The 25,171-nt window shown below is 74.5% G+C and carries 20 protein-coding genes; 11 read left to right on the top strand and 9 right to left on the bottom strand.

The features are described 5' to 3' along the window. The 4 genes from NFX44_RS18985 to NFX44_RS18970 form a co-directional block, all read left to right on the top strand. A partial coding sequence (locus tag NFX44_RS18985; RefSeq protein ID WP_262284880.1) for an ATP-dependent DNA helicase occupies nt 1–3,585 on the top strand: 3,585 nt, incomplete at its 5' end. Beyond that, nucleotides 3,582–7,037 carry an ATP-dependent helicase gene (locus NFX44_RS18980; protein WP_262284879.1) on the top strand — a complete coding sequence of 1,152 codons (3,456 nt, stop codon included), beginning with the start codon at nt 3,582–3,584 and terminating at the stop codon, nt 7,035–7,037. The genes NFX44_RS18985 and NFX44_RS18980, both read left to right, overlap by 4 nt. Nucleotides 7,038–7,238: 201 nt before the next feature. Then, nucleotides 7,239–7,442 carry a cold-shock protein gene (locus tag NFX44_RS18975; RefSeq protein WP_013288421.1) on the top strand — a complete coding sequence of 68 codons (204 nt, stop codon included), beginning with the start codon at nt 7,239–7,241 and terminating at the stop codon, nt 7,440–7,442. 211 nt (nt 7,443–7,653) lie between these two features. Continuing rightward, nucleotides 7,654–8,913: a DEAD/DEAH box helicase gene (locus tag NFX44_RS18970; RefSeq protein ID WP_262284878.1), complete on the top strand. Its 1,260-nt coding sequence runs from the start codon at nt 7,654–7,656 to the stop codon at nt 8,911–8,913. Nucleotides 8,914–9,032: 119 nt separating this feature from the next. Here NFX44_RS18970 and NFX44_RS18965 read toward each other — a convergent pair whose 3' ends face one another. From NFX44_RS18965 to NFX44_RS18950, 4 genes are read right to left on the bottom strand one after another with little or no spacing between them, the layout of a single operon-like run. Beyond that, nucleotides 9,033–9,476: an Rrf2 family transcriptional regulator gene (locus NFX44_RS18965; protein ID WP_262284877.1), complete on the bottom strand. Its 444-nt coding sequence runs from the start codon at nt 9,474–9,476 to the stop codon at nt 9,033–9,035. Nucleotides 9,477–9,480: 4 nt separating this feature from the next. Then, the gene (locus tag NFX44_RS18960) at nt 9,481–10,365 is read right to left on the bottom strand and encodes an ABC transporter permease (RefSeq protein WP_262284876.1); all 885 of its coding nucleotides are present in this window, start codon (nt 10,363–10,365) and stop codon (nt 9,481–9,483) included. Further along, nucleotides 10,355–11,134 carry an ABC transporter ATP-binding protein gene (locus NFX44_RS18955; protein ID WP_262284875.1) on the bottom strand — a complete coding sequence of 260 codons (780 nt, stop codon included), beginning with the start codon at nt 11,132–11,134 and terminating at the stop codon, nt 10,355–10,357. The genes NFX44_RS18960 and NFX44_RS18955 overlap by 11 nt, the downstream gene beginning before the upstream one ends. Further along, nucleotides 11,131–12,186 (bottom strand): ABC transporter substrate-binding protein, encoded by a 1,056-nt coding sequence (locus tag NFX44_RS18950; protein WP_262284874.1) that lies wholly within the window; start codon nt 12,184–12,186, stop codon nt 11,131–11,133. The genes NFX44_RS18955 and NFX44_RS18950 overlap by 4 nt, the downstream gene beginning before the upstream one ends. A gap of 229 nt (nt 12,187–12,415) precedes the next feature. Between NFX44_RS18950 and NFX44_RS18945 the strand changes: the two genes are divergently transcribed. From NFX44_RS18945 to nudC, 3 genes are all read left to right on the top strand, one after another. After that, on the top strand, nt 12,416–13,726 hold the full coding sequence (locus tag NFX44_RS18945) for a pitrilysin family protein (protein WP_262284873.1): 1,311 nt from the start codon (nt 12,416–12,418) through the stop codon (nt 13,724–13,726). A gap of 85 nt (nt 13,727–13,811) precedes the next feature. Continuing rightward, nucleotides 13,812–15,149: a pitrilysin family protein gene (locus NFX44_RS18940; protein WP_262284872.1), complete on the top strand. Its 1,338-nt coding sequence runs from the start codon at nt 13,812–13,814 to the stop codon at nt 15,147–15,149. Nucleotides 15,150–15,269: 120 nt separating this feature from the next. Beyond that, the gene (gene nudC / locus NFX44_RS18935; protein WP_262284871.1) at nt 15,270–16,217 is read left to right on the top strand and encodes an NAD(+) diphosphatase; all 948 of its coding nucleotides are present in this window, start codon (nt 15,270–15,272) and stop codon (nt 16,215–16,217) included. Between the two features lie 638 nt (nt 16,218–16,855). Here the strand turns inward: nudC and NFX44_RS18930 are convergent. The 3 genes from NFX44_RS18930 to NFX44_RS18920 all read right to left on the bottom strand — a co-directional run bounded on the left by NFX44_RS18930 (nt 16,856) and on the right by NFX44_RS18920 (nt 18,618). Beyond that, nucleotides 16,856–17,125, bottom strand: a complete 270-nt coding sequence (locus tag NFX44_RS18930; RefSeq protein ID WP_262284870.1) for a hypothetical protein — start codon at nt 17,123–17,125, stop codon at nt 16,856–16,858. 209 nt (nt 17,126–17,334) lie between these two features. Beyond that, the gene (locus NFX44_RS18925; protein ID WP_262284869.1) at nt 17,335–17,565 is read right to left on the bottom strand and encodes a DUF397 domain-containing protein; all 231 of its coding nucleotides are present in this window, start codon (nt 17,563–17,565) and stop codon (nt 17,335–17,337) included. 72 nt (nt 17,566–17,637) lie between these two features. Beyond that, the gene (locus NFX44_RS18920) at nt 17,638–18,618 is read right to left on the bottom strand and encodes a helix-turn-helix transcriptional regulator (protein WP_262284868.1); all 981 of its coding nucleotides are present in this window, start codon (nt 18,616–18,618) and stop codon (nt 17,638–17,640) included. A 203-nt stretch (nt 18,619–18,821) separates the two neighbouring features. Here NFX44_RS18920 and NFX44_RS18915 point away from each other — a divergent pair, with 203 nt between their 5' ends. After that, nucleotides 18,822–20,087: an MFS transporter gene (locus NFX44_RS18915; protein ID WP_262284867.1), complete on the top strand. Its 1,266-nt coding sequence runs from the start codon at nt 18,822–18,824 to the stop codon at nt 20,085–20,087. Between the two features lie 57 nt (nt 20,088–20,144). On the opposite strand, the gene NFX44_RS18910 is transcribed toward NFX44_RS18915, so the two are convergent. After that, nucleotides 20,145–20,387, bottom strand: a complete 243-nt coding sequence (locus tag NFX44_RS18910) for a mycoredoxin (protein WP_254334953.1) — start codon at nt 20,385–20,387, stop codon at nt 20,145–20,147. A 91-nt stretch (nt 20,388–20,478) separates the two neighbouring features. On the opposite strand from NFX44_RS18910, the gene NFX44_RS18905 reads away from it, so the two are divergent. The 3 genes from NFX44_RS18905 to NFX44_RS18895 all read left to right on the top strand — a co-directional run bounded on the left by NFX44_RS18905 (nt 20,479) and on the right by NFX44_RS18895 (nt 23,524). Beyond that, nucleotides 20,479–22,638, top strand: coding sequence for an ATP-dependent DNA helicase UvrD2 (locus tag NFX44_RS18905; RefSeq protein ID WP_262284866.1), 2,160 nt, complete (start codon nt 20,479–20,481; stop codon nt 22,636–22,638). A 130-nt stretch (nt 22,639–22,768) separates the two neighbouring features. Beyond that, nucleotides 22,769–23,023: a hypothetical protein gene (locus NFX44_RS18900; RefSeq protein WP_262284865.1), complete on the top strand. Its 255-nt coding sequence runs from the start codon at nt 22,769–22,771 to the stop codon at nt 23,021–23,023. A 135-nt stretch (nt 23,024–23,158) separates the two neighbouring features. After that, nucleotides 23,159–23,524 (top strand): WhiB family transcriptional regulator, encoded by a 366-nt coding sequence (locus NFX44_RS18895; RefSeq protein WP_151462818.1) that lies wholly within the window; start codon nt 23,159–23,161, stop codon nt 23,522–23,524. A 295-nt stretch (nt 23,525–23,819) separates the two neighbouring features. Here NFX44_RS18895 and NFX44_RS18890 read toward each other — a convergent pair whose 3' ends face one another. Beyond that, a complete protein-coding gene (locus NFX44_RS18890; RefSeq protein WP_262284864.1) occupies nt 23,820–25,166 on the bottom strand; it encodes an AarF/ABC1/UbiB kinase family protein in 1,347 nt (448 codons plus the stop codon). Nucleotides 25,167–25,171: the final 5 nt, after the last annotated feature.

Here is a 25,171-nt window from a genome sequence, read left to right as displayed (position 1 = left end):
GACGGCGGGTCCGCGGGCGATGCCGCGCACCCGCCGTCGCGCCGGCCGGATCCGGCGCAGGCCGAGGTCGTCGCCCACACCGACGGGCCGATGCTGGGCGTCGGCGGCCCGGGCACCGGCAAGACCGCCACCCTGGTCGAGGCGGTCGCCGCCCGGGTGGCCGAGGGCGTCGACCCGGAACACGTCCTGGTGCTCACCTTCGGCCGGCGGGGCGCCACCGAGCTGCGCCACCGGATCGAGGCGCGGATCGCCGGTGACGGCCAACGCGTGGTCCGCGAGCCGCTGGTCCGCACCTTCCCGGCGTACGCCTTCGGGCTGCTCCGCCGGGCCGCCGCCGAGCGCGGCGAACCCTCACCCCGGCTGCTCACCGGCCCCGAGCAGGATCTGATCATCCGCGAGCTGCTCGACATCGTGGGCGAGGAGCCGGACGACGACCCGGTCGGCTGGCCGGAGGACCTGCGCCCCGCGCTGCGCACCCGGGCCTTCGCCCAGCAGCTCCGCGATCTGCTGATGCGCGCCGCTGAGCGGGGTGTGGGCCCGGTCGAGCTGGCCCGGCTGGGTGAGAAGCTGGGCCGCGCCGACTGGCCGGCCGCCGCCCGGTTCCTCCGCGAGTACGTGGCCGTCCTCGCCCTGCGCGACGTGAGCAACCGGGGCTCGATCGCCTACGACCCGGCCGAGCTGGTCCGGGCCGCCACCGGCATGCTGCTGGACGACCCCGAGCTGCTGGCCGCCGAGCGCCGCCGGCTCGCCCACGTCTACGTCGACGAGCTGGCCGACACCGACCCCGCCCAGCTCGACCTGCTCGCCGTCGTGGCCGGTGGCGGCAAGCCCCTGGTCGCCTTCGCCGACCCGGACTCCTCCACGTACGCCTTCCGCGGCGCCGACCCGGCCGGGGTGACCACCTTCCCGCACCGGTTCCGCACCGCCTCCGGCGCGCCGGCCGCCCAGGTCACGCTCACCACCTCCTACCGGGCCGGGCCGGAGCTGCTGGCGGCGACCGCCCGGCTGGCCCGCCGGCTGCGCGGCCCGGCGGCGCACCGGCGGCTGCGCCCGCTCCCCGACGCCCCGCCCGGCGCGCTGGAGGTCCGCACCTTCCGCTCGGCCACCAGCGAGTCCGCCTGGCTGGCCCACGCGCTGCGCGAGGCGCACCTGCTCGACGGGGTGCCCTGGTCCCGGATGGCGGTGCTGGTCCGCTCCACCGGCCGGCAGCTGCCCTCGCTGCGGCGCGCCCTGCACACCGCCGGAGTGCCGACCGTGGTGCACGGCGAGGACCTGCCGCTGCACCTCCAGCCCGGCGTGGCCCCGCTGCTGCTCCTGCTCCGCTGCGCGCTCGACCCCGACCGGCTCGACGAGGAGTCGGCGGTCGCCCTGCTGCACTCGCCGCTGGGCGGCGCGGACCCGCTCGCCGAGCGGCGGCTGCGCCAGGGGCTGCGGGCGCTCGCGCTGGCCGCGGGCGACCGCCGCCCGTCCGGCGAGCTGATCGTCGAGGCCCTGCGCGACCCGGCCGAGCTGGCTGCCGTCGAGCGGCGCTGGGCGGCGCCGGCGCAGACCGTGGCACACCTGCTGGACACCGCCCGGCAGGCCGCCGCCGCGCCCGGTGCGACCGCCGAGGACGTGCTCTGGGCGGTGTGGCGGGAGAGCGGCCTCGCCGAGCGCTGGGCGGGGGCGATCACCCGGGGCCGGGCCGCCACCGGCGAGCACGAGACCGCGCAGCGCTGGCGGGCCGAGGCCGCCGACCGCGACCTGGACGCGGTCATGGTGCTCTTCGACGCGGCGGCCCGGTTCACCGACCGGCTGCCCGGCGCGCGCACCGAGGTCTTCCTCGACCACGTTCTCGGGCAGGAGCTGCCGGCCGACACCCTCGCGGCCAGCGCCGACCGGGGCGAGGCGGTCCGCCTGCTCACCGCGCACGCCGCCAAGGGTCTGGAGTGGGACCTGGTCGCGGTCGCCGGCGTGCAGGAGGGTGTCTGGCCCGATCTGCGGCTGCGCGGCAGCCTGCTCGGCTCGGAGCGGCTGGTCGACGTGCTCGCCGGCCGGGCCGACGGCGCCGGGCTGCGGGCCAGCCTGGTCGGGCAGACCTCGGCGCTGCTGGACGAGGAGCGCCGGCTGTTCCACGTGGCCATCAGCCGGGCGCGGCGGCGCCTGCTGGTCACCGCGGTGGCCTCGGCGGCGGTCGGCGGCGACGACCACGAGGAGCAGCCCAGCCGATTCCTGCACGAGCTGGCCGCCATCGATCCGCCCACCGTCGGCGGGGGCGGAACGACCCCGCCCGCCCCGGATCCCGGACCGCGCCCGAGCGGCCCGACCGGCGGCGCCCCGACCGGCGGCGTCCCCACCGGTGGCGGCCCGACCGGCGGCGCCCCGACCGGCGGCGCCCCCACCGGTGGCGGCCCGACCGGCGCCGCCTCGACCGGGGTCACCGGCCGGGGGCGGGACCGACGTGCCGGCGACGGCGCCGCCGGGACTCCGGCCCGCGCGGCCGGGCGACCCGGCGACGGTGCCACGCTGACCGTCCCGCCCATGTCGGACGGGCCGGTGCCGGCGGGAGACGAGGACCCGCAGGACGCGGTGCCCGGCGCGCTGCCGGTCACCCTGCCCCCGCGCGGGCTCACCCTGTCCGCGCTGGTGGCGGAGCTGCGTACCGCGATCACCGACCCGGCGGCACCGGTCACCCGGCGGCGCGCGGCGGCGGCCGAGCTGGCCCGGCTGGCCGCCGCCGGAGTGCCCGGCGCGCACCCGGACGACTGGTGGGGGCTGCGGGGCCTCTCCGACGACCGGCCGCTGGTCGACGAGGGCGAGCCGGTGCGGGTCACCCCGTCGGCCATGGAGAGCGCGCTGCGGTGCAGCCTGCGCTGGCTGCTGGAACGGCACGGCGGCAGCGCACCGGCCAGCGCCGCGCAGGGGGTCGGCAACCTGGTGCACGCCGCCGCCATGCTGGCCGAGGACGCCAGCGTCGACCGGACGGCCCTGCTGGAGTACGTGGCCGCCCGGTTCGACGCCATCGAGCTGGCCGCCCGCTGGATGGTCGGCCCGGAACGGTCCCGTGCCGAGGCCATGGTGGACAAGCTGCTGCGCTGGCTGGCCGGCAACCCGCGGCGGCTGCTCGCCATCGAGCACGAGTTCGCGGTCCGCCTCGACGACCCGCGCCGGCCCGTCGAGCTGACCGGCCGGGTCGACCGGCTGGAGGTCGACGCCGAGGGGCGGCTCGTGGTGATCGACCTGAAGACCGGCAAGTCCACCGCCGTCACCGAGCGGGAGGTGGCCGAGCACCCGCAGCTCGGCGCCTACCAGGCGGCCGTGGAGGCGGGGGCGTTCGCCGAGTTCGGCGAGGAGTCCGGGGGCGCCGCGCTCGTGCAGCTCGGCACCGGCGCCAAGGACGCCAAGGAGCAGGCCCAGGCGGCCGCCGGGGAGGGTCCCGAGGCCGGCTGGGCCACCGCGCTGGTCCGGCGTACCGCCGACACGATGGCCGCCGCCACCTTCGCCGCCGTCGCCAGCTCGAAGTGCCGGGTCTGCCCGGTGCGCACGAGCTGCCCGGTCTCCGGGCAGGGCCGCCAGGTCGTCGAGCCGCCCACGGAGCACGCATGACGACGCAGCCGACGCTGTTCGGCACCACCGCCACCCCGACGCCCCGGACCGCCGACGCCGGCCCCCGCTACACCCCGGTCGAGCTGGCCAGACTGCTCCGGTTGCCGGCGCCCACCCGGGAACAGGCGGCGATCATCGCCGCGCCGGTGGAGCCGCTGCTGGTGGTCGCGGGCGCCGGCTCGGGCAAGACGGAGACGATGGCCGCCCGGGTGGTCTGGCTGGTCGCCAACTCCTACGTGCGCCCCGAGCAGATCCTCGGCCTCACCTTCACCCGCAAGGCGGCCGGCGAGCTGGCACACCGCGTACGCACCCGGCTCGACCAGCTCATCCGCCGGCTCGGCCGGCAGGGCAGGGATCCGCACGAGGATCCCCTGGCCGGCGAGCCGACCGTCTCCACCTACCACTCGTACGCCGGCCGGATCGTCACCGAGCACGGGCTGCGCGCCGGCTACGAGCCGACCACCCGGCTGCTCACCGAGGCGTCCCGCTGGCAGCTCGTCGACCTGCTGGTCCGCAACTACGACGGCGACATGTCCGAGGTGGACCGGATGCCGTCGACCATCACCGACGCCGTGCTCGCCCTGGCCGGGGAGCTGGACGAGCACCTGGTCGACCCGGACGAGCTGGCTGCCTGGACCGGCCGGTTCTTCGCCGAGGTGCAGTCCCGGCCGGGTCGGGTCTACGCCGACGTGCGTAAGGCCCTCCAGCTCCAGCAGACCCGGCTGAAGCTGCTGCCGCTGGTCCGCGCGTACGGCCGGCGCAAGGACGACTTCGAGGCGATGGACTTCGCCGACCAGTTGGCGCGGGCCGCTCGGGTGGCCCGCGACCATCCTGGGGTGGGGGTGATCGAGCGGGACCGGTTCCGGGTGGTGCTGCTCGACGAGTACCAGGACACCAGTCACGCCCAGGTGGTGCTGCTCAACGCCCTGTTCGGCGGGGGCCACCCGGTCACCGCGGTGGGCGACCCCTGCCAGTCCATCTACGGCTGGCGCGGGGCCAGCGCCGGCACGCTGGACCGGTTCCCCACCGAGTTCGCCCGCACCGACGGGGTCCCGGCCGAGGTGCTCAGCCTCACCACGAGCTGGCGCAACCGCCCGGAGATCCTCGGCGTCGCCAACGCGCTGTCGGTGCCGCTGCGGGCGGCCGGCGCCCGGGTGCCCGAGCTGCACGCCGCGCTCAGCGTCCGCGACCCGATCCCGCACCGCAGCCCCGGCGGGCGGGCCGCCGGCACGGTGCACTGCGCGCTGCTGGAGACGTACGCCGACGAGGCCGACTGGATCGCCGACAGCGTGCTGGCCGCCTGGCGCGGCGCGGCCGGGATGCCGGAGGCGCTGCCCGAGCACATCCCGGCGCACCGGCGCCCCACCACCGCAGTGCTGGTCCGGCTGCGCAGCCAGATCCCGGCTCTCGAGGCGGCGCTGCGCGCCCGCGGGCTGCCCGTCGACGTGGTGGGCCTGGGCGGGCTGCTGGACACCCCCGAGGTCCGGGACGTGGTCTGCACGCTGCGGGTGCTCGCGGATCCGACCGACGGGGCGGCGCTGCTGCGGCTGCTCACCGGCGCGCGCTGGCGGATCGGGCCGCGCGACCTGGTCGCCCTGCACCGGCGCGCCCGTGCCATCGCGCGGGCCCGCCGGGAGGTGACCGGCGACGACGAGCCGGAGATCACCGTGGACGCGCTGGACGAGGCCACCCTGGTCGAGGCGCTGGCCGACCTGGGGCCGGCGCAGGCGTACTCGGCGGAGGGGTTCGCGCGGCTGCGGTCGTACGGGATGGAGCTGGCGCTGCTGCGCTACCGGCTGGACCAGTCCCTGCCGGAGCTGATCGCGGACATCGAGCGGACCATCGGCCTGGACGTGGAGGTGGCGGTCCGGGCCGGCCGGGACGGCGCCGGCGACGCCGGCCTGGCCCGTGCCCACCTGGACGCGCTCGGCGACGTCGCGGCCCGGTTCAGCGGTGAGACGCCCGGTGCCACGCTGGCCGGTTTCCTCGCCTACCTGGCCGCCGCCGAGGACGAGGAGCGCGGCCTCACCCCGGGCGAGGTCGAGGTGGTGGAGGGTGCGGTGCAGATACTCACCGCGCATGCCGCCAAGGGTCTGGAGTGGGACGTGGTGTCGGTGGCCGGGCTCACCCGGGGGGTCTGGCCCGGGCCGGTGCGCAACTCCGACCACTGGCTGGGCGGGCTCGGTGTGCTGCCGTTCCCGCTGCGTGGCGACGCGGACGGGCTTCCCGAGCTGGGCCTTGCCGGTGCGGAGGACCAGCGCGGGGTGGTCCGGGCGGTGGAGAACTTCACCGACGCCTGGCGGGCGCACGACGAGCGGGAGGAGCGCCGGCTGGCGTACGTGGCGGTGACCCGTCCCCGCCGGCTGCTGCTCTGCTCCGGCTACTGGTGGGGGGAGGGGACGAAGAAGTTCCGCGGCCCCTCGGTCTTCCTCCGCGAGGTGCACGACGCCTGCCTGGCCGGCGCGGACGGCCACCTGGTCGACGCCTGGGCGCCCGAACCCGCCGGGGACGCGGTCAACCCGACCACGGAGACGGTGCTGCGGGCGGAGTGGCCGGCCGACCCGCTCGGCGCCCGCCGTCCGGCGCTGGCCGAGGCGGCCGCCCTGGTCCGCCGCTACCTGGCCGACCCCGAGGCGGCCCGCCGCGAGGAGGCCCTGCTGGCCGCGGGCGCCGGGGCCGCCGGGAGCGCCGACGAGGCACTGCCGGGCGCCCCCGAGCCGCCCGCCGAGGACGCCGAGGTGGCCCGCTGGCGGCGGGAGGCCGACCTGCTCCTCGCCGAACGGGCCGAGCTGGCCCGGCGGGCCGAGGCGGTCGAGGTGGAGCTGCCCGGGCACCTGTCGGTGACGCAGCTGGTGGCGCTGCGCCGCGACCCGGAGGCCCTGGCCCGGACGCTGCGCCGGCCGATGCCCACCGAGCCCAACCCGTACGCCCGGCGGGGCACCGCCTTCCACACCTGGCTGGAGCAGCGCTTCGGCGCCGACCGGCTGCTCGACGTGGACGAGCTGCCCGGCGCGGCCGACGAGGACGCCGCCCCGGACGACGCGCTCACCGAGCTCCAGGAGCGCTTCCTGGCCAGCGAGTGGGCCGACCGGGTGCCGGTGGAGGTGGAGGTGCCCTTCGCCACAGTGATCGCCGGGGTGGTGGTCCGGGGCCGGATGGACGCCGTCTTCGCCCGCCCCGGCGGCCGCTACGACGTGGTCGACTGGAAGACCGGCCGGCAGCCCGCCGGGCGGGAGGCCGACGCCGCGGCCGTGCAGCTGGCCGTCTACCGGCTGGCCTGGGCCGAGCTGGCCGGGGTGCCGGTCGAGCGGGTCGGGGCCGCCTTCCACTACGTCCGGGACGCCGTGACCGTCCGCCCGGCCGACCTGCTGGACGCCTCCGGGCTGACCGCGCTCGTCGCCGCCGTGCCGGAATTTCCGACAGAGGGCGCGCTCTCGCCGAGATCGTGGTAGGTTAGCTCCGTTGCAGTTTTGGTTTCCAGAGACTCTGTGTGCGCCTGGCGGATTGTGGCCCCAGGCGCTCTTTGTTGTGTCCGGAGTTCTCCGGGCGGGGCGACCAGCAGCGACAGGCACGCCGCGCACTCGCGCGCGGCGGGCTCCTCTTCGGTCCGCAACAGGTGCGGGTCCGAACGTTCCGTCAAGGAGACGAAACACATGGCAATTGGCACCGTCAAGTGGTTCAACGCTGACAAGGGCTTCGGCTTCATCACCCCCGACGACGGCGGCGCCGACGTCTTCGCCCACTTCTCGGCGATCCAGACCTCCGGCTACCGGAGCCTGGACGAGAACCAGCGGGTCGAGTTCGAGGTGACCCAGGGCCAGAAGGGCCCGCAGGCGGAGAACATCCGTCCGCTCTGATCTTCGGATCACTCCGTAACACCCATCGCGCCCCCCGGGCGCGGTGACGGGCCGGTCCGCCGCGCAGCCCACCCGCTCTGCGGGACGTGGCGTGCTGCGGCGGGCCGGCCCGTACCTTTCGGTTCGTGCTTGTGACCACCGGTGACGCCGGTGACGCGCCGCTCCCCGGCGCCTTTCCTCGACACGTGCCGCGTCGAGGAAGGCTTTCCGCATGACCATGACCATTCCCACCTTCGCCGCCACCGGCCTGGCCCCGGCGCTGGTCAGTGAACTGACCGCGCAGGGCATCACCGAGCCGTTCCCGATCCAGGCGGCGACCCTGCCGGACTCGCTGGCCGGCCGCGACGTGCTCGGCCGCGGTCGCACCGGCTCCGGCAAGACGCTCGCCTTCGGGCTGCCGCTGCTGCACCGCACGGCCGGTCGCCGTGCCCGCCCGGGTCGCCCGCTGGCGCTCGTGCTGGTCCCCACCCGCGAACTGGCCCAGCAGGTGACCGCGGCGCTCACCCCGTACGCCCGGGCGCTCGGGCTGCGCTGCGCCACCGTGGTCGGCGGGCTCTCCCTCCAGCGGCAGGCGGACGCGCTGCGCTCCGGCGCCGAGGTGGTGGTGGCCACCCCGGGCCGGCTGCACGACCTGATCGACCGGCGGGACGCCCGGCTCGACGAGGTGGCCGTCACCGTGCTCGACGAGGCCGACCAGATGGCCGACATGGGCTTCCTGCCGCAGGTCACGAAGCTGCTGGAGCAGGTCGCCCCGAACGGCCAGCGGATGCTCTTCTCGGCCACTCTCGACGGCGGTGTCGACAAGCTGGTCCGCCGCTTCCTGAGCCGCCCGGTCTCCCACTCCGTCGATCCGGGCACCGCCACGGTGACCGCGATGACGCACCACGTGCTGCACGTCGAGGCGGAGGACAAGCCGGCCGCGCTGGCCCACATCGCCGCCCGCGAGGGCCGCACCATCCTGTTCATGGCGACCAAGCACCGCGCCGACCGTGTCGCCCGCCAGCTGCTCGCCAAGGGCGTACGCGCCGCCGCGCTGCACGGCGGCAAGACCCAGCCGCAGCGCACCCGGATCCTGGAGCAGTTCCGCAGCGGCCAGGTCACCGCGCTGGTGGCCACCGACGTGGCGGCCCGGGGCATCCACGTCGACGGGCTGGACATGGTGGTCAACGCCGACCCGCCCACCGAGGCGAAGGACTACCTGCACCGGGGCGGTCGGACCGCCCGGGCGGGGGAGTCCGGCACCGTGGTCACCCTGGTCCTGCCGGAGCAGCGCCGCGACGTCTCCCGGCTGATGACCGTGGCCGGCATCACCCCGCAAACCGCCCGGGTCCGGTCCGGCGACGAGGAACTGGCCCGGGTCACCGGTGCCCGTCAGCCCAGCGGCGTCCCGGTCACCCTCACCCCGCCGCCCGCACCCCACCCGGCACAGGCCTCGCGGCCGGCCCGGTCCCGCCGCCCGCGTCGCCGCTGACCGGCCACCTGCCGTTCGGCGGGGTGGCGGCGCCCGGACCGCCGGACGCCGCCACCTCGCGAAGCTGAAGCCGCGGTCCCGGGCCGCGTCGCACCCGCGGCCCGACACCGACCCGGGGGTCAGGGTGCCGCGGCGCGGTCCGCCAGCAGGTCGGCGAGGGTGGTCCGGTCGACCACCAGGGCGATGGCGCCGTCCACCGCGAGCCAGACGTCCCGCAGCCCGGCGGCCACCCCGTGGTAGCCGGCCCGGTCAGCGGGCATGCCCCGCACGCTGGTCAGCGCGCCGCCCACCGCCCGCAGCACGTCACCCACGCTGATCTCGGTGGGCGGGCGGGTGAGGGCGTACCCGCCCTCGGTGCCGCGGTGGCTGTGCAGCAGCCCGGCCCGGCGGAGGTCGAGCAGGATGCCCTGGAGAAAGCTGAGCGGGATGCCCTGGCGGTCGGCCAGGCTCGCCGCCTTGACCAGCTCGCCGCCACCCAGCCCCCCGTCGCCGGTGGAACCGGCGGCGTCGGCGACGGCGAGCATGGCCCGGAGCGCGTAGTCAGCGCGCGCGGAGACGTACACGGCCTCAGTTGCCGGCCTGGTCCAGCACGCCCCATCGGCGGCGGATCGCCTTGTCGGCCGCACCGAACGCGGCGTCCACCAGCAGGCCCACCACCAGGATGACGATCATGATGGCCATCAGCCGGGGCGCCTCGTTCAGTTCCCGGGCGTAGGTCAGCTGCGCGCCGATCGACGTCCGGGTGGCGATGACCACCAGCAGCTCGCCGGCCATCAGGCTGCGCCAGGCGAACGCCCAGCCCTGCTTGAGCCCGGCCACGATGGCCGGCAGCGCGGCCGGCGCGATCACGTACCGGTAGAGGTCGAGCCCGCGGGCGCCGAGGTTGCGGCCGGCCCGGACCAGCAGCGGCGGCACGTAGTCGACGCCGTGGATGACCCCGTTGGCCACCGAGGGCGCCGCGCCGAGCACCACCACGAAGAAGATGGCCTGCTCGCTGAGCTGGAACAGCAGGATCGCGAGCGGGAACCAGGCGATCGACGGCATGGTCTGCAACGCGGTGATCATCGAGCCGAGCGCGGCGCGGAGCACCTTCACCCGGGCCACCGCGAGGCCGAGCAGCAGGCCGACGGCGACCGCGGCGGCGAAGCCCACGGCGGCCCGCCGGGCGGTGGTGGCCAGGCCGTCCCAGAGCGCGGAGCTGATCAGGTAGTGGCCGAGGTCCTCGAAGACCACCACCGGGCCGGGCAGCGCCCACGGGTCCTTCCAGCCGGTCCAGACCACCGCCTGCCAGAGGGCGACGGCCAGGGCCAGCGCGGCCAGCTTCGGCCAGGTGGCCGACCAGCCGCGGCGCAGCCGGGACGGCGTCTTCTCCCGGCCGGCGGTCTCCAGGGCGTCGAGGCCGGAGATCTCCGCGTCGGTGCGCGGGGAACCGGTGAGGGTGTCACTGGCCATGGCGGCCCACCTCCGTACGCAGCCGGTCGGTGACGTCGGCGGCGATGGCCGCGATCTCCGGCGAGTCGATCCGCCGGGGTCGCGGCACGTCGACCTCGGTGGAGTAGATGATCCGGCCGGGCCGGCTGGACAGCAGGATGATCCGGTCGGCGAGCCGGGCCGCCTCGCGGACGTTGTGCGTAACGAAGATCACGGTGAGCTTCCGCTCCGACCAGATCCGCTCCAGCTCGTCGTGCAGGATGTCCCGGGTCATCGCGTCGAGCGCGCCGAACGGCTCGTCCATCAGCAGCACCGGGGTGTCGAGGGCGAGGGTGCGGGCCAGCGCGACGCGCTGCCGCATCCCGCCGGAGAGCTGGTGCGGGCGCTTGCGGCCGAAGTCGGAGAGGTGGACGGTCCGCAGCAGTTCGGCGACCCGCGCCCTGCGCTCGTTCCGCGGGAGCCCGCGCAGCTTGAGCGGCACCTCGACGTTGCCCTCGACGGTCAGCCACGGGAAGAGCGCCGACTCCTGGAACATGAGGCCGGGGTTGACCCCCTCGCCCAGCTCGATCCGGCCGCCGCTGGTCCGGTCCAGCCCGGCGACCAGGTTGAGCAGCGTGCTCTTGCCGCAGCCGGACGCGCCGACCAGGCAGACGAACTCGCCGGGGGCGACGTCCAGCGACACCCCGTCCAGCGCCAGGACGGCGTGCTCGCCCTGGCCGTACACCTTGGTCACGCCGCGCAGCGCGACCGAGCCGGTCGCGCTGCGCGGGGTCGTCGTGGTCGACGTCACGGCTGGACGACCTCGGCCTTGCCCTCGGCCTTGAGCACCTCGTTGAGGTACTTCAGGTCGTAGAGGCCGTTGAGGTCCACCGGCTGGGTCAGCCCGACGGCGACGGCGTGGTCCAGGCCGGTCTTCAGCGAGGACGGGATCGGGTCGTTGGTGAACTCCAACGTCGGCCAGGCCTGCTTGATCAGTTTGAGGTCCAGCGGCTTGCCGGTGATCTTGCCGATGTGGTCGGAGATGGCCTGCTGGGCCTCGTCCGGCTTGGTGTTGACGTACTCGTTCGCCGCGACCTGCCCCTCGACCAGCTTCTTCACGACGTCCGGGTGCGCCTTGAGGAATTTGGTGCTGACCAGCAGGTTGGTGATGACGAACTTCTTGTCCGGCCAGAGGTCCCGCTCGTCGACCAGCACCTTGCCGCCCGCGTTGACCAGCCGCGAGACGAAGGGCTCGGGCACCCACGCGCCGTCGATGGCGCCGCTGGTGAAGGTCTCCACGGTCTGCGCGTTCTCCTGGGGGACCACCTTGACGTCGCCGCCGCCCTCCTTGGTGGTCTGCAGGCCCTTCTCCTTGAGCCAGTAGCGCAGCGCGACGTCCTGGGTGTTGCCGAGCTGCGGGGTGGCGATCTTCTTGCCGCGTAGCTGCTCCACCGAGGTGATCTCCGGCTTCACCACGAGCGCGACGCCGCCGGACGCGGCGCCGGACACCACCCGGACCGCCTCGCCCTTGGACTTCGAGAAGGCGTTCACGGTCGGGTTCGGACCGATGTACGTGGCGTCGAGCGCGCCGGAGAAGACCGCCTCGATGGCCGCCGGCCCGGCGTTGAAGGTCTTGGTCTCCAGGGTGACGTCGCCCAGCTTCTCCTTGAAGATGCCCTTCTCCACGCCCACCACGGCGGGCGCGTGGGTGATGTTCGGGAAGTAGCCCAGGCGCAGGGTGACCGGGCCGGAGCCGCCGGCCGCGTCGTCGTCGCCGCAGGCCGCGGTGGCGCCCAGGGTGGCCGCGCCGACCACGGCGAGGGTGGCCAGGGTGACCAGGCGGCGGAAGGGGAGCCGTCTCATCGAGTATCCAATCCGCAGTATTCCTACTTAGTTGGTAGGAAGACTGGGGCAGGCCGTGAACGGCGTCAAGACCCGTCCGCGATCCGGGACGCCCGACCTGGAAGTTCTCGACAATTCCCACCTGTTCGGTGGAGATAGTCGCGCCGGTCGGCCAGCGGCCGACACCGCCGTCCGGTGGGCCCGCGCACACCGCCGGTGCGGGCGCTGCCGACGCGTTAGGGTCGATCACGTGCCGACGCGGAGAGCGACAATTCCAGCGACGAAATACCCGGTCGAGCGGTTCACCCTCGACAACGGCCTGCGGGTGGTGCTCACCCCCGACCGCAGCGCCCCGGTCATCGGGGTGGCGGTGGTCTACGACGTCGGCATCCGCTCCGAACCGGAGGGGCGCACCGGCTTCGCGCACCTCTTCGAGCACCTCATGTTCCAGGGCTCGGAGAACCTGGAGAAGCTGGCCCACTTCCGGCACGTCCAGGGCGCCGGCGGCACCTTCAACGGCTCCACCCACCTGGACTACACCGACTACTACGAGACCCTGCCCAGCAACGCGCTGGAGCGGGCGCTCTTCCTGGAGGCCGACCGGATGCGCGGCCCCCGCCTGACCGAGGAGAACCTGCGCAACCAGGTCGACGTGGTCAAGGAGGAGATCCGGGTCAACGTGCTCAACCGGCCGTACGGCGGGTTCCCCTGGCTCACCCTGCCGCCGGTCATGTTCGACACCTTCCCCAACGCGCACGACGGCTACGGCTCCTTCGACGACCTGGAGTCGGCCACCGTCGGCGACGCGGCCGACTTCTTCCGCCGCTACTACGCCAGCGGCAACGCCGTCCTGGCGGTGAGCGGGGACGTCGACGTGGCCGAGGCGACGGCGCTGATCGAGCGGCACTTCGGCGACGTGCCGGCCCGCCCCGCCCCGGAACGCCCCGACTTCACCGAGCCCGACCTCACGGCGGAGCGGCGCACCTCGTACACCGACAAGCTGGCCCCGCTGCCGGCGGTGGCCGGGGCCTGGCGCGTGCCCGACCCGCTGACCGACTTCGCCGGCTACCTGCCGTACGTGGTGCTGGCCGAGGTGCTCACCGACGGCGACGCCTCCCGGCTGGTCGAGCGGCTGGTCCAGCGGGACCGCTCGGTCACCAGCCTGGGCGGCTACCTCGGCTTCATGGGCGACCCGTTCGACGTGCGCGACCCCACCGCGCTGCTGCTCCAGGCACACCTGCCGCCCGGCGGTGACGTGGACAAGGTGCTGCGGACCGTCGACGAGGAGCTGGACCGGCTGGCCACCGACGGGCTGACCGAGGGGGAGCTGGCCCGCACCCAGGCGCGGATGGCCACCCACCTGCTGCGGGACACCGACGCGGTGCTCGGCCGGGCGCTGGGAATGGCCGTCCTGGAACAGCAGCGCGGCGAGCCGGGCCTGATCAACGAGCTGCCCCGGCTGGTCGGCGAGGTGACCGACGAGCAGGTCCGAGCCGCCGCCGCCACCCTCCGGCCGGAGCGCCGGGCGTCCATCGAGGTCATCCCCGGCGGTGCCCGGTGAGCGCCGCCGCGAACGGAGGAAGTCCAGTGAGCGCGAGGAGTGAGCCGGGTCTGCGAGCCCCGCAGTCGCGAACGGAGAAGGCGCAGTGACGGCAACCGTGGAGACGGGCACCCGGCCGCTGCCGGCGCTCGGTCCCAACCGCAAACTCAAGCTCCCCAAGCAGGCCGAGCGCACGCTCGGCAACGGCCTCACCGTGATCGCCGTGCGCCGCAGCGCGATCCCGCTGGTCGAGCTGCGGCTCTGGATGCCGTTCGGGCGTACCCACCTGGCCCGCGGCGGGATGCTCGCGCAGACCCTGCTCTCCGGCACGGAGACCCACACGGCGACCCAGCTCGCCGCGGAGTTGCAGAAGGTCGGCGGCGGGCTCTCCGCCGGCATCGACCCCGACCGGCTGATGCTCTCCGGGGCGGGCCTGGTCACCGGCCTGGACCGGATGCTGGAGCTGCTCGCCGACGTGCTCACCGGGGCCACCTACCCGGCCGACTGGGTGGAGACCGAGCGGGAGCGGCTGGTCGACCGCATCCAGGTCGCCCAGAGCCAGCCCGCCCACCTGGCCCGCACCGCGCTGCTCAAGCGGATCTACGGCCGGCACCCGTACGCCGTGCAGACCCCCGAGCCGGACCAGGTGCGCGCGGTGCGGCCCCCGGTGCTGCGCCGGCTGCACGCCGAGCGGGTACACCCGGCCGGGGCGGTGCTCGTGCTGGTCGGCGACGTGCAGCCGGAGAAGGCGCTGGACGCCGCCGAGCGGGCCCTGTCCGGCTGGAAGGGGGAGGGGCAGCCGGCCGAGCTGCCGCCCGCGCCGCCGCTGGAGCTCGGCCCGGTGCTGCTGGTCGACCGCCCCGGCTCGGTGCAGTCGTCGTTGCGGATCGCGCTGCCCGCGGTGCCCCGCACCCACCCCGACCACGCCGCACTGCAACTGGCCAACCTGCTCTTCGGCGGCTACTTCTCCTCCCGCTGGGTGGAGAACATCCGCGAGGACAAGGGCTACACGTACGGGCCGCACTCGCTGATCGAGCACTCGGTCGCCGGGTCGGTGCTGGTCGCCGCCGCCGAGGTGGCCACCGAGGTGACCGCGCCCGCCCTGCTGGAGACCACGTACGAGCTGGGCCGGTTGGCCACCCTGCCGCCCAAGCCGGACGAGCTGGAACAGGCCCGCCAGTACGCCCTCGGCACGCTCCAGCTCGGCATGTCCACGCAGGCCGGCCTGGCCTCGCTGACCAGCGCGTACGCGGGCAACGGCCTGCGGCTGGACTTCCTCGCCGAGCACGCCGCCCGGCTGGCCGCGGCGACCGTGGACGACGTGGCCGCGGCGGCGGCCCGCTACCTCGCGCCGGCGCAGGCGGTCACCGTGGTGCTCGGCGACGCCGAGCGGGTCGCCGACGGCCTCGCCGCGCTCGCCCCGATCCGCACGGAGTCCGCGTGAGCGCGAGGAGTGAGCCGGGTTTGCGAGCCCCGCAGTCGCGAACGAAAGAAGGCACCGCGTGAGCGCGAGGAGTGAGCCGGGTTTGCGAGCCCCGCAGTCGCGAACGAAAGAAGGCACCGCATGACTGGTGAGCCCGCCCCACCGCTGGCCCGGACCACGCTGGACCGGGCGGCGCACCGGCGGACCGACCCGGACTGGCTCGCCGAGGCGTGGGAGCACGCCCGGGTGCTCGTGCTGGACTCGACCGACGGCGGCCGCACGCTGGTCCGCGGCGCGGCGGCCCCGCCGGAGCTGGTGCTGGTCGGCTCCGGCGAGCTGCCCGAGGTGCCCCGGTCGGTGCCGATGTTCCTCGGCGTCGAGTCGGACGGCGTACCGGTCTTCGCGGTGGACGCGCCGCTGCCGGAGCTGGCCGGCACCCGCCGGGTCAACCTGCGCGAGGTCGGCCACCTGCTGACCGACCGCGACGCCGGCATCTTCACCACCGCGCTGGCGCTGCTCAACTGGCACGTCCGGCACGGCTACTCCTCGTCGACGGGGCAGCCGACCGAGGTGGACGAGGCCGGCTGGTCCCGGGTCGACCCGGCCGGCGGCCGGATCTGGCCGCGCACCGACCCGGCGATGATCGTGCTGGTGCACGACGGCGTGGACGGCCCGGACGGGCGCTGCCTGCTGGGCAACAACGCCACCTGGCCGCGCACCCCGGGGGAGCGCCGCTACTCCTGCCTGGCCGGCTACGTGGAGCCGGGCGAGTCGGCCGAGGCCGCCGTGCTGCGCGAGGTCCGCGAGGAGGTCGGTGTCGCGGTCGAGGAAATCGCGTACGCCGGCAGCCAGTCCTGGCCCTTCCCCGGCTCGCTGATGCTCGGCTTCCTGGCCCGCGCGGACGCCGACGCGCCGATCCGGGTGGATCCGGCCGAGATCGCCCATGCCCGCTGGTTCACCCGGCGGGAGATCGGCGCCGCGTTGGCCGACCAGCCGATCCGCGTGGACGGCGGCGACCGGCTGCTGCTTCCGCCGCCCTCGTCGATCGCCCTCTTCCTGGTCCACCGCTGGCTCGACGGCCACTGCTGACCAGCAACCTGCCGCCCGCCGATCTGCCGCCCGCCGCTCTGCCGACCTGCGCTCTGCCGACCTGCGCTCTGCCGACCGGCGGTCTGCCGACCGGCGGTCTGCTGATCGTCGGACACAACGGGCCCGGACGCGGTTCCGGCGCCGACGGTCGTCGCCGGGAACGTCTGCTGACCTCCAGGGAACACGCGCCCGCGGGATCCGCCGTCGCGGACCCGGCGCCACCGCACACCGCGCTGTCGACCTGATGTCGGGGACGACTCACCCTGCCGGCCTCCCGCAGCCCGCAAAGTCCCAACCCCGCCCCGAGCAGATCTTGGAGACTTCCCGCTCCCACCGAACGGCAAGTCTCCAAGATCGCGCGACCGACCTCGGTGATCATGAACTTAGCGGCGACAAATAGGGCGAATTTTGCCGCTAACTTCATGATCACCGGGGAGGCCGGGGAGGCCGGGGAGGCCGGGGAGGCCGGGGAGGCCGGGGAGGTCGGGGAGGCCGGGGAGGCCGGGGGTTGGATGTGGTCCCGGCCCGGACCGTCGTTGCCGCGGCGGTCGCGGGCCGGGAACACGGGCCGTCGTGACCGGTGAGGCGTGGAACGCGGCGGGGGAGCCGGTCCGGTCGCGACGGACGTCAGTGGCGGGTCAACTGCCGCCCCACTGATAGGGGTGACCCGGGTGCATCTCCGTGATGGGCAGCACCTTGACCCGGTGCCGGCCGGCGCGGACGGCGCCCACGGTGGACAGCGCGCGGGCGAGCAGCAGGGCGGCGTCGCGGTCCTCGGCGTGGACGACCTGGCGGCGCGGTTCCGGCGCGCTGGTCTCGTCCCGCAGCCGACCTCCACCGGCCCAGGCGGCGGCGATGTCGGTGTCGGCGGCGGCACGGATCTCGGTGCGGACGATCAGGAACCGCATGGTGTCCCCCGGTGCGGACGGACGGATGCAGGCTGCAACTTCCACGTCACTCATTCGTCATGTTACGCCCGTGCGCCGTCCCAGCAAGTGAAACCCGCCTATTGTTCGCGGGGCCGACCGATCGGGTGACCCCAGGTCAGCACGGTTGTCGGGGATGGACGCGCAAGGGGCCGCCGGCGCCACGCCGACGGCCCCGGAAGCTCGCCGGATCAGTTCAGGTCGAACTGGCCGTTCTTCGCGCCGGCGATGAAGCCGAGCCAGCCGGCCCGGTTGAACAGCAGCACCGGACCGCGCGGGTCCTTGCTGTCCCGCAGGGCCACCGCCTCCGGCCCGGTACGCAGCGGCGCGACCTCCACGCAGTTGGAGGTCTGGCTGCGGGTGCTCTTGCGCCAGGCGGCGCCGGCGAGCTGCTCGGACGAGCTGTTGCGGATCTCGTTCATGGTTCTGCTCCTGGTCTGGAGTGCTCCGATGGGGACGAGTGGCGCCGCGGGCCGCCGGACCGTCCCCGTCGATCACCGGTCCGTCGTCAGGCGCCCCGAGTCGCGGCGGCGCTGGGTCGGCGCCGTTGTCGGCCCGAACGCCACTGTGGACTCGGCTGCCGTGCCGGTCAGCCGTCCCGTCGCCTCGATCAGCCAGGAGAGGGTGTCCGATGCGGAGAGCGCCGCCGAGCTCAGCCACTCGAACACCACTTTATAGCGATTTAGGGTGTTTGCCTCGGTCGACATGACGTCGGTGAACCCACCTTCGATGGCCAGCGTCTCCGGATCGAGCGGATCGGCGAACCGGTACACCGAGAAGGCGGTCGGCGGGAGGTACCAGTCACCGACCCGGGTGTCCCGCAGCAGCAGTCGCAGCGTCACGTTCGGCAGCAGGGCCAGCTCGCAGAGCTGGACGATCTGCTCGTGCAGCACCTCGGGCGGGCCGGCCCGGCCGCCGAGCGCCGCCTCCTCCAGCACGGCCGTGTAGCGCGGCGCGTCGGGGGAGCGGGTCAGCAGCGACTGGCGGGCCTGCCGGGCGCGTACCTCGGTTTCCGGGTCCTCGGTCTCCAGGTCGCCGGCCTCCTCGGCCACCTGGGCCGCGGACATGATCCGGTGCCGGGCGTACCCGGGGGTCTGCAACAGCCCGGGCACCAGGACGGGGTTGTACTCGGAGATCTCCGCGCAACCCGCCTCCAGCTCGGCGAAGGCGCGCTGCTGCTGGGTCATCACCGGAAAGTTGCGCAGCCAGCCCCGCATGTCGCCGGCCTCCTGGGTGATGCCCAGCAGCTCCTCGCGCAGCTCGTCCGGCGCGCCGTAGAGGGTCAGCAGGACGCCCACGTCGTCCGGGTCGGGACGGCTGCGGCCGTTCTCCAGGCGGGACAGTTTGGACGCGGAGGCCCAGCCGATCCGCTCGATGACCTGGTCGCCGGTGAGGCCGGCCTGTTCGCGGAGCCGGCGCAGCTCGATGCCGAGCCTGCGGCGGCGCAGGATCGGACCTGGTGCGGCAGGAGGCACGGTGTCCTCTTTCCCGTCGACCGTCGCAGGACGCGACGGTAACTGTATGAAATTCGCCCCCCACGGTCAGTATGGACGGCGCGACCGGCGCCGGAGGGTCCGGCGGGGGCGTGTCACGCGACAAAAAGAGGACTGTGGAGGGGTGCCTTCACCGGGCCCCGCCCCGACGCGCCGGTTGGCGCACCCCCGCCGGAGGGAACCCGATGCGCACCGTCCTGCGCCGCCCCGACTTCCGCCTGCTCTTCGTCGCGCTGCTGGCGAGCATGGCGGCCGAGTCGATCCTGCTGCTGGCCCTGGCCGTCTGGGTCAAGGATCTGACCGGCTCGGACGGCATGGCCGGCGCGACCATCTTCGCGGTCATCGCGCCGATGGCGCTGGCCCCGCTGGTCGGATGGGTGGTCGACAGGTGCCGCCGCCGGCCCTTCTTCGTGGCCGCCAACCTCGGCACCGCCGTGCTGCTCTGCCCGCTGTTCGCGGTCCACGACCCCGCCGACGTCTGGGTGATCTACGTGGTGGCGGCGCTCTACGGGCTGTCGTACATCACCCTGAGCGCGGTGCTCAGCGGGCTCATCCGGCACCTGGTGCCGAGCGACCTGCTGGCCGACGCCAACGGGGTGCTGCAGACCGTCCGGCAGGGGCTGCGGCTGGTCGGCCCGCTGGCCGGGGCCGCGCTCTACGCCGCGGTCGGCGGCTGGCTGCTGGTCGCCCTGGCCATGTCCGGCTTCCTCACGGCCGCCGCGGTCGTCGGCGTGCTCCCGGTCGCCGAGGCCGCACCGGCCCGGTCCGCGCGCCGCTGGCCGGCCGGGCTGGGCGCCGGACTGCGGCACCTCGCCGGCGACCCCGCGCTGCGCCGGGCCCTGCTCGGGTACGGGCTGGGCTCGCTCATGATGGGCTTCACCGAGTCGCTGATCTTCGCGTACGTCGACCTGGGGCTGGGCCGGGATGCCGCGTTCGTCGGTGTGCTGGTCACCGTGCAGGGGGTCGGTGGGCTGGTCGGCGGGCTCGTCTCGGCCGCCGTGGTGCGCCGGGCCGGCGAGGTGGGGGCGCTCGCCGCCGGGGTGACGTTCTTCGGGCCGGCCGCACTGGCGCTCGCGTACCCCCGGCTCTGGCTCGGTGTGGTGGCGCTGCTGCTGGCCGGGGTCTCCCTGCCGCTGACCATGGTCGGGCTGAACACGCTGATCCAGCGGCGGACCCCGCCGGGGCTGCTGGGCCGGGTCGCCGCCGCCGCGGAGGCGCTGGTCAGCGGCCCGCAGGCGGTCTCCATCGGCGCGGGCGCCCTGCTCGTCGGCGTCTTCGACTACCGCCTGCTGTTCGCCCTGGTCGGGGTGACCACGACGGCCGCCGGCCTCTACCTCTGGCGTGGCCGCCGGCTCACCGCGCCCCGGCCGGTCCTGGTCCACGTTCCGGCCCCGCGCCGCCCGCTCGACCACGAGGTGCTCACCGCACCGCGCCGGCGCCGGGCGCCCTGAGACGCGACAGCGGCCGCCCCCGGACGGGGGCGGCCGCTGTGGCCGGGTGCGGCCGGGTCAGCCGGCGATGCTGGTCAGGTGCTGCTTGACCTGGACGATCGACGGGTTGGTCAGGGCGCTTCCGTCGTCGAACCGCAGCGTCGGGACAGTCTGGTTGCCGCCGTTGACGCTCATCACGAACTCGGCAGCCTTCGTGTCCTGCTCGATGTCGACCACCTCGTACGCGATGCCCTCCCGGTCGAGCTGCGACTTCAGCCGGTGGCAGTAGCCGCACCACGAGGTGGAATACATCGTCAACATGGCCAGGTCCTCCAAGGGGTGACTCGCGCCCGGTCCGGTCAGGCCAGGCTAATGGCTGCAACATCGCCGGAGGCTGGAATGATTCCTGGCTGTGGTGGTTCACTCAGCGGCGGAACGGGTGCTCGCCGGCCTCGACCCGGAGCAGCGGTCCGCGGTGACCGCCCCGGCCGGCCCGGTCTGCATCCTGGCCGGCGCCGGGACCGGAAAGACCCGGGCGGTGACCTCCCGGATCGCGCACCGGGCGCTCACCGGCGACATCGCCGCCCGGCACGTGCTGGCCGTCACGTTCACTGCCCGCGCCGCCGCCGAGATGCGGGCCCGGCTCACCGCGCTGGGCGTGGGCGGCGTCCAGGCCCGCACGTTCCACGCGGCGGCGCTGCGCCAGGTCCGCTACTTCGCGCCCCGGCTGCTGGAGGGCCGGGCCATGCCCGAGTTGCTGGACAGCAAGGTCCGGGTGGTCACGCTGGCCGCCGCCAAGGTGGGCCTGCGGACCGACCGGGCCGCCGCCCGGGACCTGGCCGGGGAGATCGAGTGGGCCAAGTCGTCGCTGGTCGAGCCGGGTGAGTACGTGGTGGCCGCGGCCAAGGCGCTGCGCGAGACCCCGCACGAGCCGGCGAAGGTGGCCGAGGTCTTCGCCGCGTACGAGCGGCTCAAGCGCGGCAACGGCGTGATCGACTTCGAGGACATGCTGCGCGCCGCGGTGTGGGGGATCGAGGAGCACGCCGACGTCGCCGAGCAGGTCCGTGGCCAGTACCGGCACTTCGTGGTCGACGAGTACCAGGACGTCAACCCGCTCCAGCAGCGGCTGCTGGACGCCTGGCTCGGCGGCCGGGACGACCTCACCGTGGTCGGCGACGCCAGCCAGACCATCTACTCGTTCACCGGGGCGACCTCGTCCTACCTGATCGACTTCCCGCGCCGGCACCGCAACGCCACCGTGGTCCGGCTGGTCCGCGACTACCGTTCCACCCCGCAGGTGGTCGGGCTGGCCAACGCGGTGATCTCCCAGGCCCGGGGCGCGGAGGCCCGGCTCCGGCTGGAGCTGCAGGGCCAGCGCCCGCCCGGCCCCGAACCCGAGTTGCGGATCTTCACCGACGAGCCGGCCGAGGCCAACGCGGTCGCGGCCCGCTGCCGGGCGCTTGTCGACGGCGGCACCCCGGCCCGGGAGATCGCGGTGCTGTTCCGCACCAACGCGCAGTCCGAGGCGTACGAGAAGGCGCTCACCGAGGCCGCGGTGCCGTACGTCGTGCAGGGGGCGGAGCGCTTCTTCGAGCGCCCCGAGGTGCGCCAGGCCATGATCGCGCTGCGCGCCGCCACCCGGTCGATCCCGGGGGAGACCCCGCTGCCGGCCGCCGTCGTGGAGGGGCTCGCCGCGGTCGGCTGGGCCCCCGACGCGCCCCCGCCCGGCGGGGCCGCGCGGGAACGGTGGGAGGCGCTCGCCGCGCTGGTCCAGCTCGCCGAGGAGTACGCGGCGACGCCCGAGGTGGTGCTGATCGGCGAGGCCGCCGCGATCGAGCGCCCGGTCACCCTGGGCGACTTCAACGAGGAACTGGCCCGACGGGCCGCCCAGCAGCACGTGCCCACCGTGGAGGGCGTGACGCTCGCCTCACTGCACTCGGCCAAGGGCCTGGAGTGGGACGCCGTCTTCCTCGTCGGGCTGGCCGAGGGCACCCTGCCCACCACGTACGCGAAGACCCCCGAGCAGGTCGAGGAGGAGCGGCGGCTGCTCTACGTCGGGGTCACCCGGGCACGGGAGTGGCTCTGGCTGTCGTACGCGGCGGCCCGCTCGCCCGGCGGCCGGGCCCGGCGGCCGTCCCGGTTCCTGCCCCAGCTGGACCGCTCCGGCGGCGGTGAGCGGGCCGGCGCGGGCACGGGGGTGGCCCGGCGCACCGAGCGGCGCCGCGCCCAGGTGGTCTCCTGCCGGATCTGCGGCGCCACCCTGCTCGCCGGGGCGGACCGGAAGCTGGGCCGCTGCCCGACGTGTCCGTCCGATCTGGACGAGGAGCTGTACGAGCGGCTGCGCGAGTGGCGGCAGCGGGTGGCCGGGGCGCAGAAGGTGCCGGCGTACGTGGTCTTCACCGACGCCACGCTCACCGCGCTGGCCGAGCGGAAGCCGGACCGCACCGAGGAGCTGATCGCGATCGCCGGGATCGGCCCCCGCAAACTGGGACTTTACGGCGATACGGTGCTGGCCCTGGTGGCCGGTGCGGGGGTGGACGAGGTCTGCTCGCAGAAAAGTTTCGAAATCTAGCCGTAAATCGTTTGCCCTCGCCCCGAGGCGAGGAATAGCCTCAGGACACACCTCGCGAGCGGCGCCATTCTGGCTGCTCACGGGGGATGAGTCCAAGGTCGGCACGAGGAAAGACAGGGAGGTGGCAACCGTGGAGATCTTCACCTATGAGCGTCCGGCGGCGATGCCAGCTGCCTGCGCTCCGCTGTCGTCCGTCCGGGTGGCCCTTGCCGCTCGACCGTCGACTCCGCAGGTGCACCAGGCCCAGGTTCAGGCCGAGCTGAACCGGACCGTGGCGCCGCTGGCGGGGATCGAGGGGACCAGTGGCTTCACGGGCATGGGCATCGATGGCGCCAAGAAGCGCACGGATGTCCGCGGCGTTCCACCTCGAGGTAGACCGGTCTGATCCACCAGACCACCGGCTCACCTCGAGGCCGCGGAACCCGCTACCGGGATCCGCGGCCTCAGTTTTTTTTGCACCGCCGTAGTGCCGTCAGAAATGCGATCCACGAGATCGAAGTGAGAGAGAGGTGACCGGAGGATGAGTCTGGCGTTGGCCCCACTCGACGTGAGCGTCGAGGTGGAGGCGAACCTGCCCTGCCGGAAGTTCGACCCCGACCTGTGGTTCTCCGACTCGCCTGCCGAGCTCGAGCTGGCCAAGTCGCTCTGCGGGGACTGCCCGCTGCGCGTCGAGTGCCTCGCCGGCGCGGTGGAGCGGTCCGAGCCGTGGGGCGTCTGGGGCGGCGAGATCTTCGAGCGTGGCGCGGTCGTCCCGCGCAAGCGGCCCCGTGGCCGTCCGCGCAAGGAGGACCTCGCCCGTGACGCCCAGCTCCGGGTCGAGGCGGAGGCGCGACTGGCGGCCAGTGGGCTGTCCGAGTCGCGGAACTCCGTCCGGCTGGCAGCCTGACACACCCCGTTCCAACGTCCCCGCCGGTGAACCCACCGGCCACGAGAAAGCCGAAATCGATGCTGCACCTGCCGAATGGAACCGAGATGCAACTACTCCACGAAGCGTTGTCCCGGGCTCGAATGCGCCGGCCTCAGGCCGGCACCACCACGAGCACTGAGGCAACCCGTTCCGCCCGTACCGTCGCCATGCGTGGCCGCAGCCAGTCGGCCCGCGACCTGGGCGCTCTCTAGATCCCTACACCACCGAAGGGGCGGTGACCGGATGGTCACCGCCCCTTCGGCGTGCGCGTCGGTCAGCTCACCGGGGCGAAGCCGGGCAGCCAGCGCTCCAGGATCGCCCGGTAGGGCGCCTTCGCCTCCAGCTGGCAGAGCACCCCGATCGAGCCCAGCGTCACCCGGTGGATCATCAGGTACGACGGCGGCAGGTTGAGCTGCCGGCTGAGCTGGTAGGTGGGGGAGCGCGGGCTGGCCAGCCGGGCCGCCTGAGCGCGCAGCCAGGCCCGGGTGAACCGGAACTCGTCGGAGGCGATCGGCTCCAGCATCGGCCGGAGGAACTCCAGCACCCCCTGGGCGTCGATCGGCTCGGTGGGGCTGACGAAACCCTCGTCGCGCAGCCCGGCGACCACCGCGTCGGCGTCGTCGCGCAGCGCCAGCGCGGCGATCCGGCCGATCGGCTCGGGGGTCCCCTCCGGCATCCGGGCCACCGCACCGAAGTCGATCACACCGAGGCGGCCGTCGGGGAGCAGCCGGAAGTTGCCCGGATGCGGGTCGGCGTGCAGCAGCCCGGCCCGCATCGGCGCGGAGAGGTGCAGCTCGGCCATGAGCCGCCCGGCCTCGTCGCGCTGCTCCTCGGTGCCCTCGCGGATGATCTGCGACAGCGGGGTGCCCTCGACCCATTCGGTGATCAGCACCCGGGGCGCGGCGTCGAGCACCTCGGGGATGTAGATGTCCGGGTCGCCGGCGTACGCGGCCGCGAAGGCGCGCTGCGACTCGGCCTCCAACTCGTAGTCCAGCTCCTCGGTGATCCGCTCACGCAGCTCGGCCAGGAGCGGCTTGACGTCCAGCCCGGGCTGGATCGCGCGGAACATGCCGCCCAGCCGGGAGAGCTGCTTCAGGTCGGCGAGCAGCGCGTCCCCGGCGCCCGGGTACTGGATCTTCACGGCCACGTCCCGGTGGCGCGGGCCGCCGTTCGGCCCGTAGCCCGGGTCGCGCCAGACCGCGCGGTGCACCTGGCCGATGCTGGCGGCGGCGGCCGGGGTGTCGTTGAACTCCACGAACCGGTCCCGCCAGTCCGGCCCGAGCTGCTCGGCGAGCACCTTGTGCACGGTCGCCGCGGGCAGCGGCGGAGCGGCCTCCTGGAGCTTGGTGAGCGCCTGCCGGTAGGGTGCCGCGATCTCGTCCGGCAGCGCCGCCTCGAAGACCGACAGGGCCTGCCCGAACTTCATGGCCCCGCCCTTGAGCTGCCCGAGCACGCTGAACAGCTGCTCGGCGGTGCGCTGCTGGATCTCGGCGGAGATGACGTCGGACGCGAGCCCGGTGACCCGCTTGCCCATGCCGAGGACGGTCCGACCGGCGAAACCGAGCGGCAGAGCGGCGAGCTTGGCGGTCCGGGACACGGCCCGGCGCGGGATGTCGGTCACCCGGT

The sequence above is a fragment of the Micromonospora sp. MA102 genome (genome assembly GCF_025460765.1).
GTDB lineage: Bacteria > Actinomycetota > Actinomycetes > Mycobacteriales > Micromonosporaceae > Micromonospora > Micromonospora halotolerans.
This window is presented reverse-complemented; position numbering and strand designations above follow the sequence as displayed.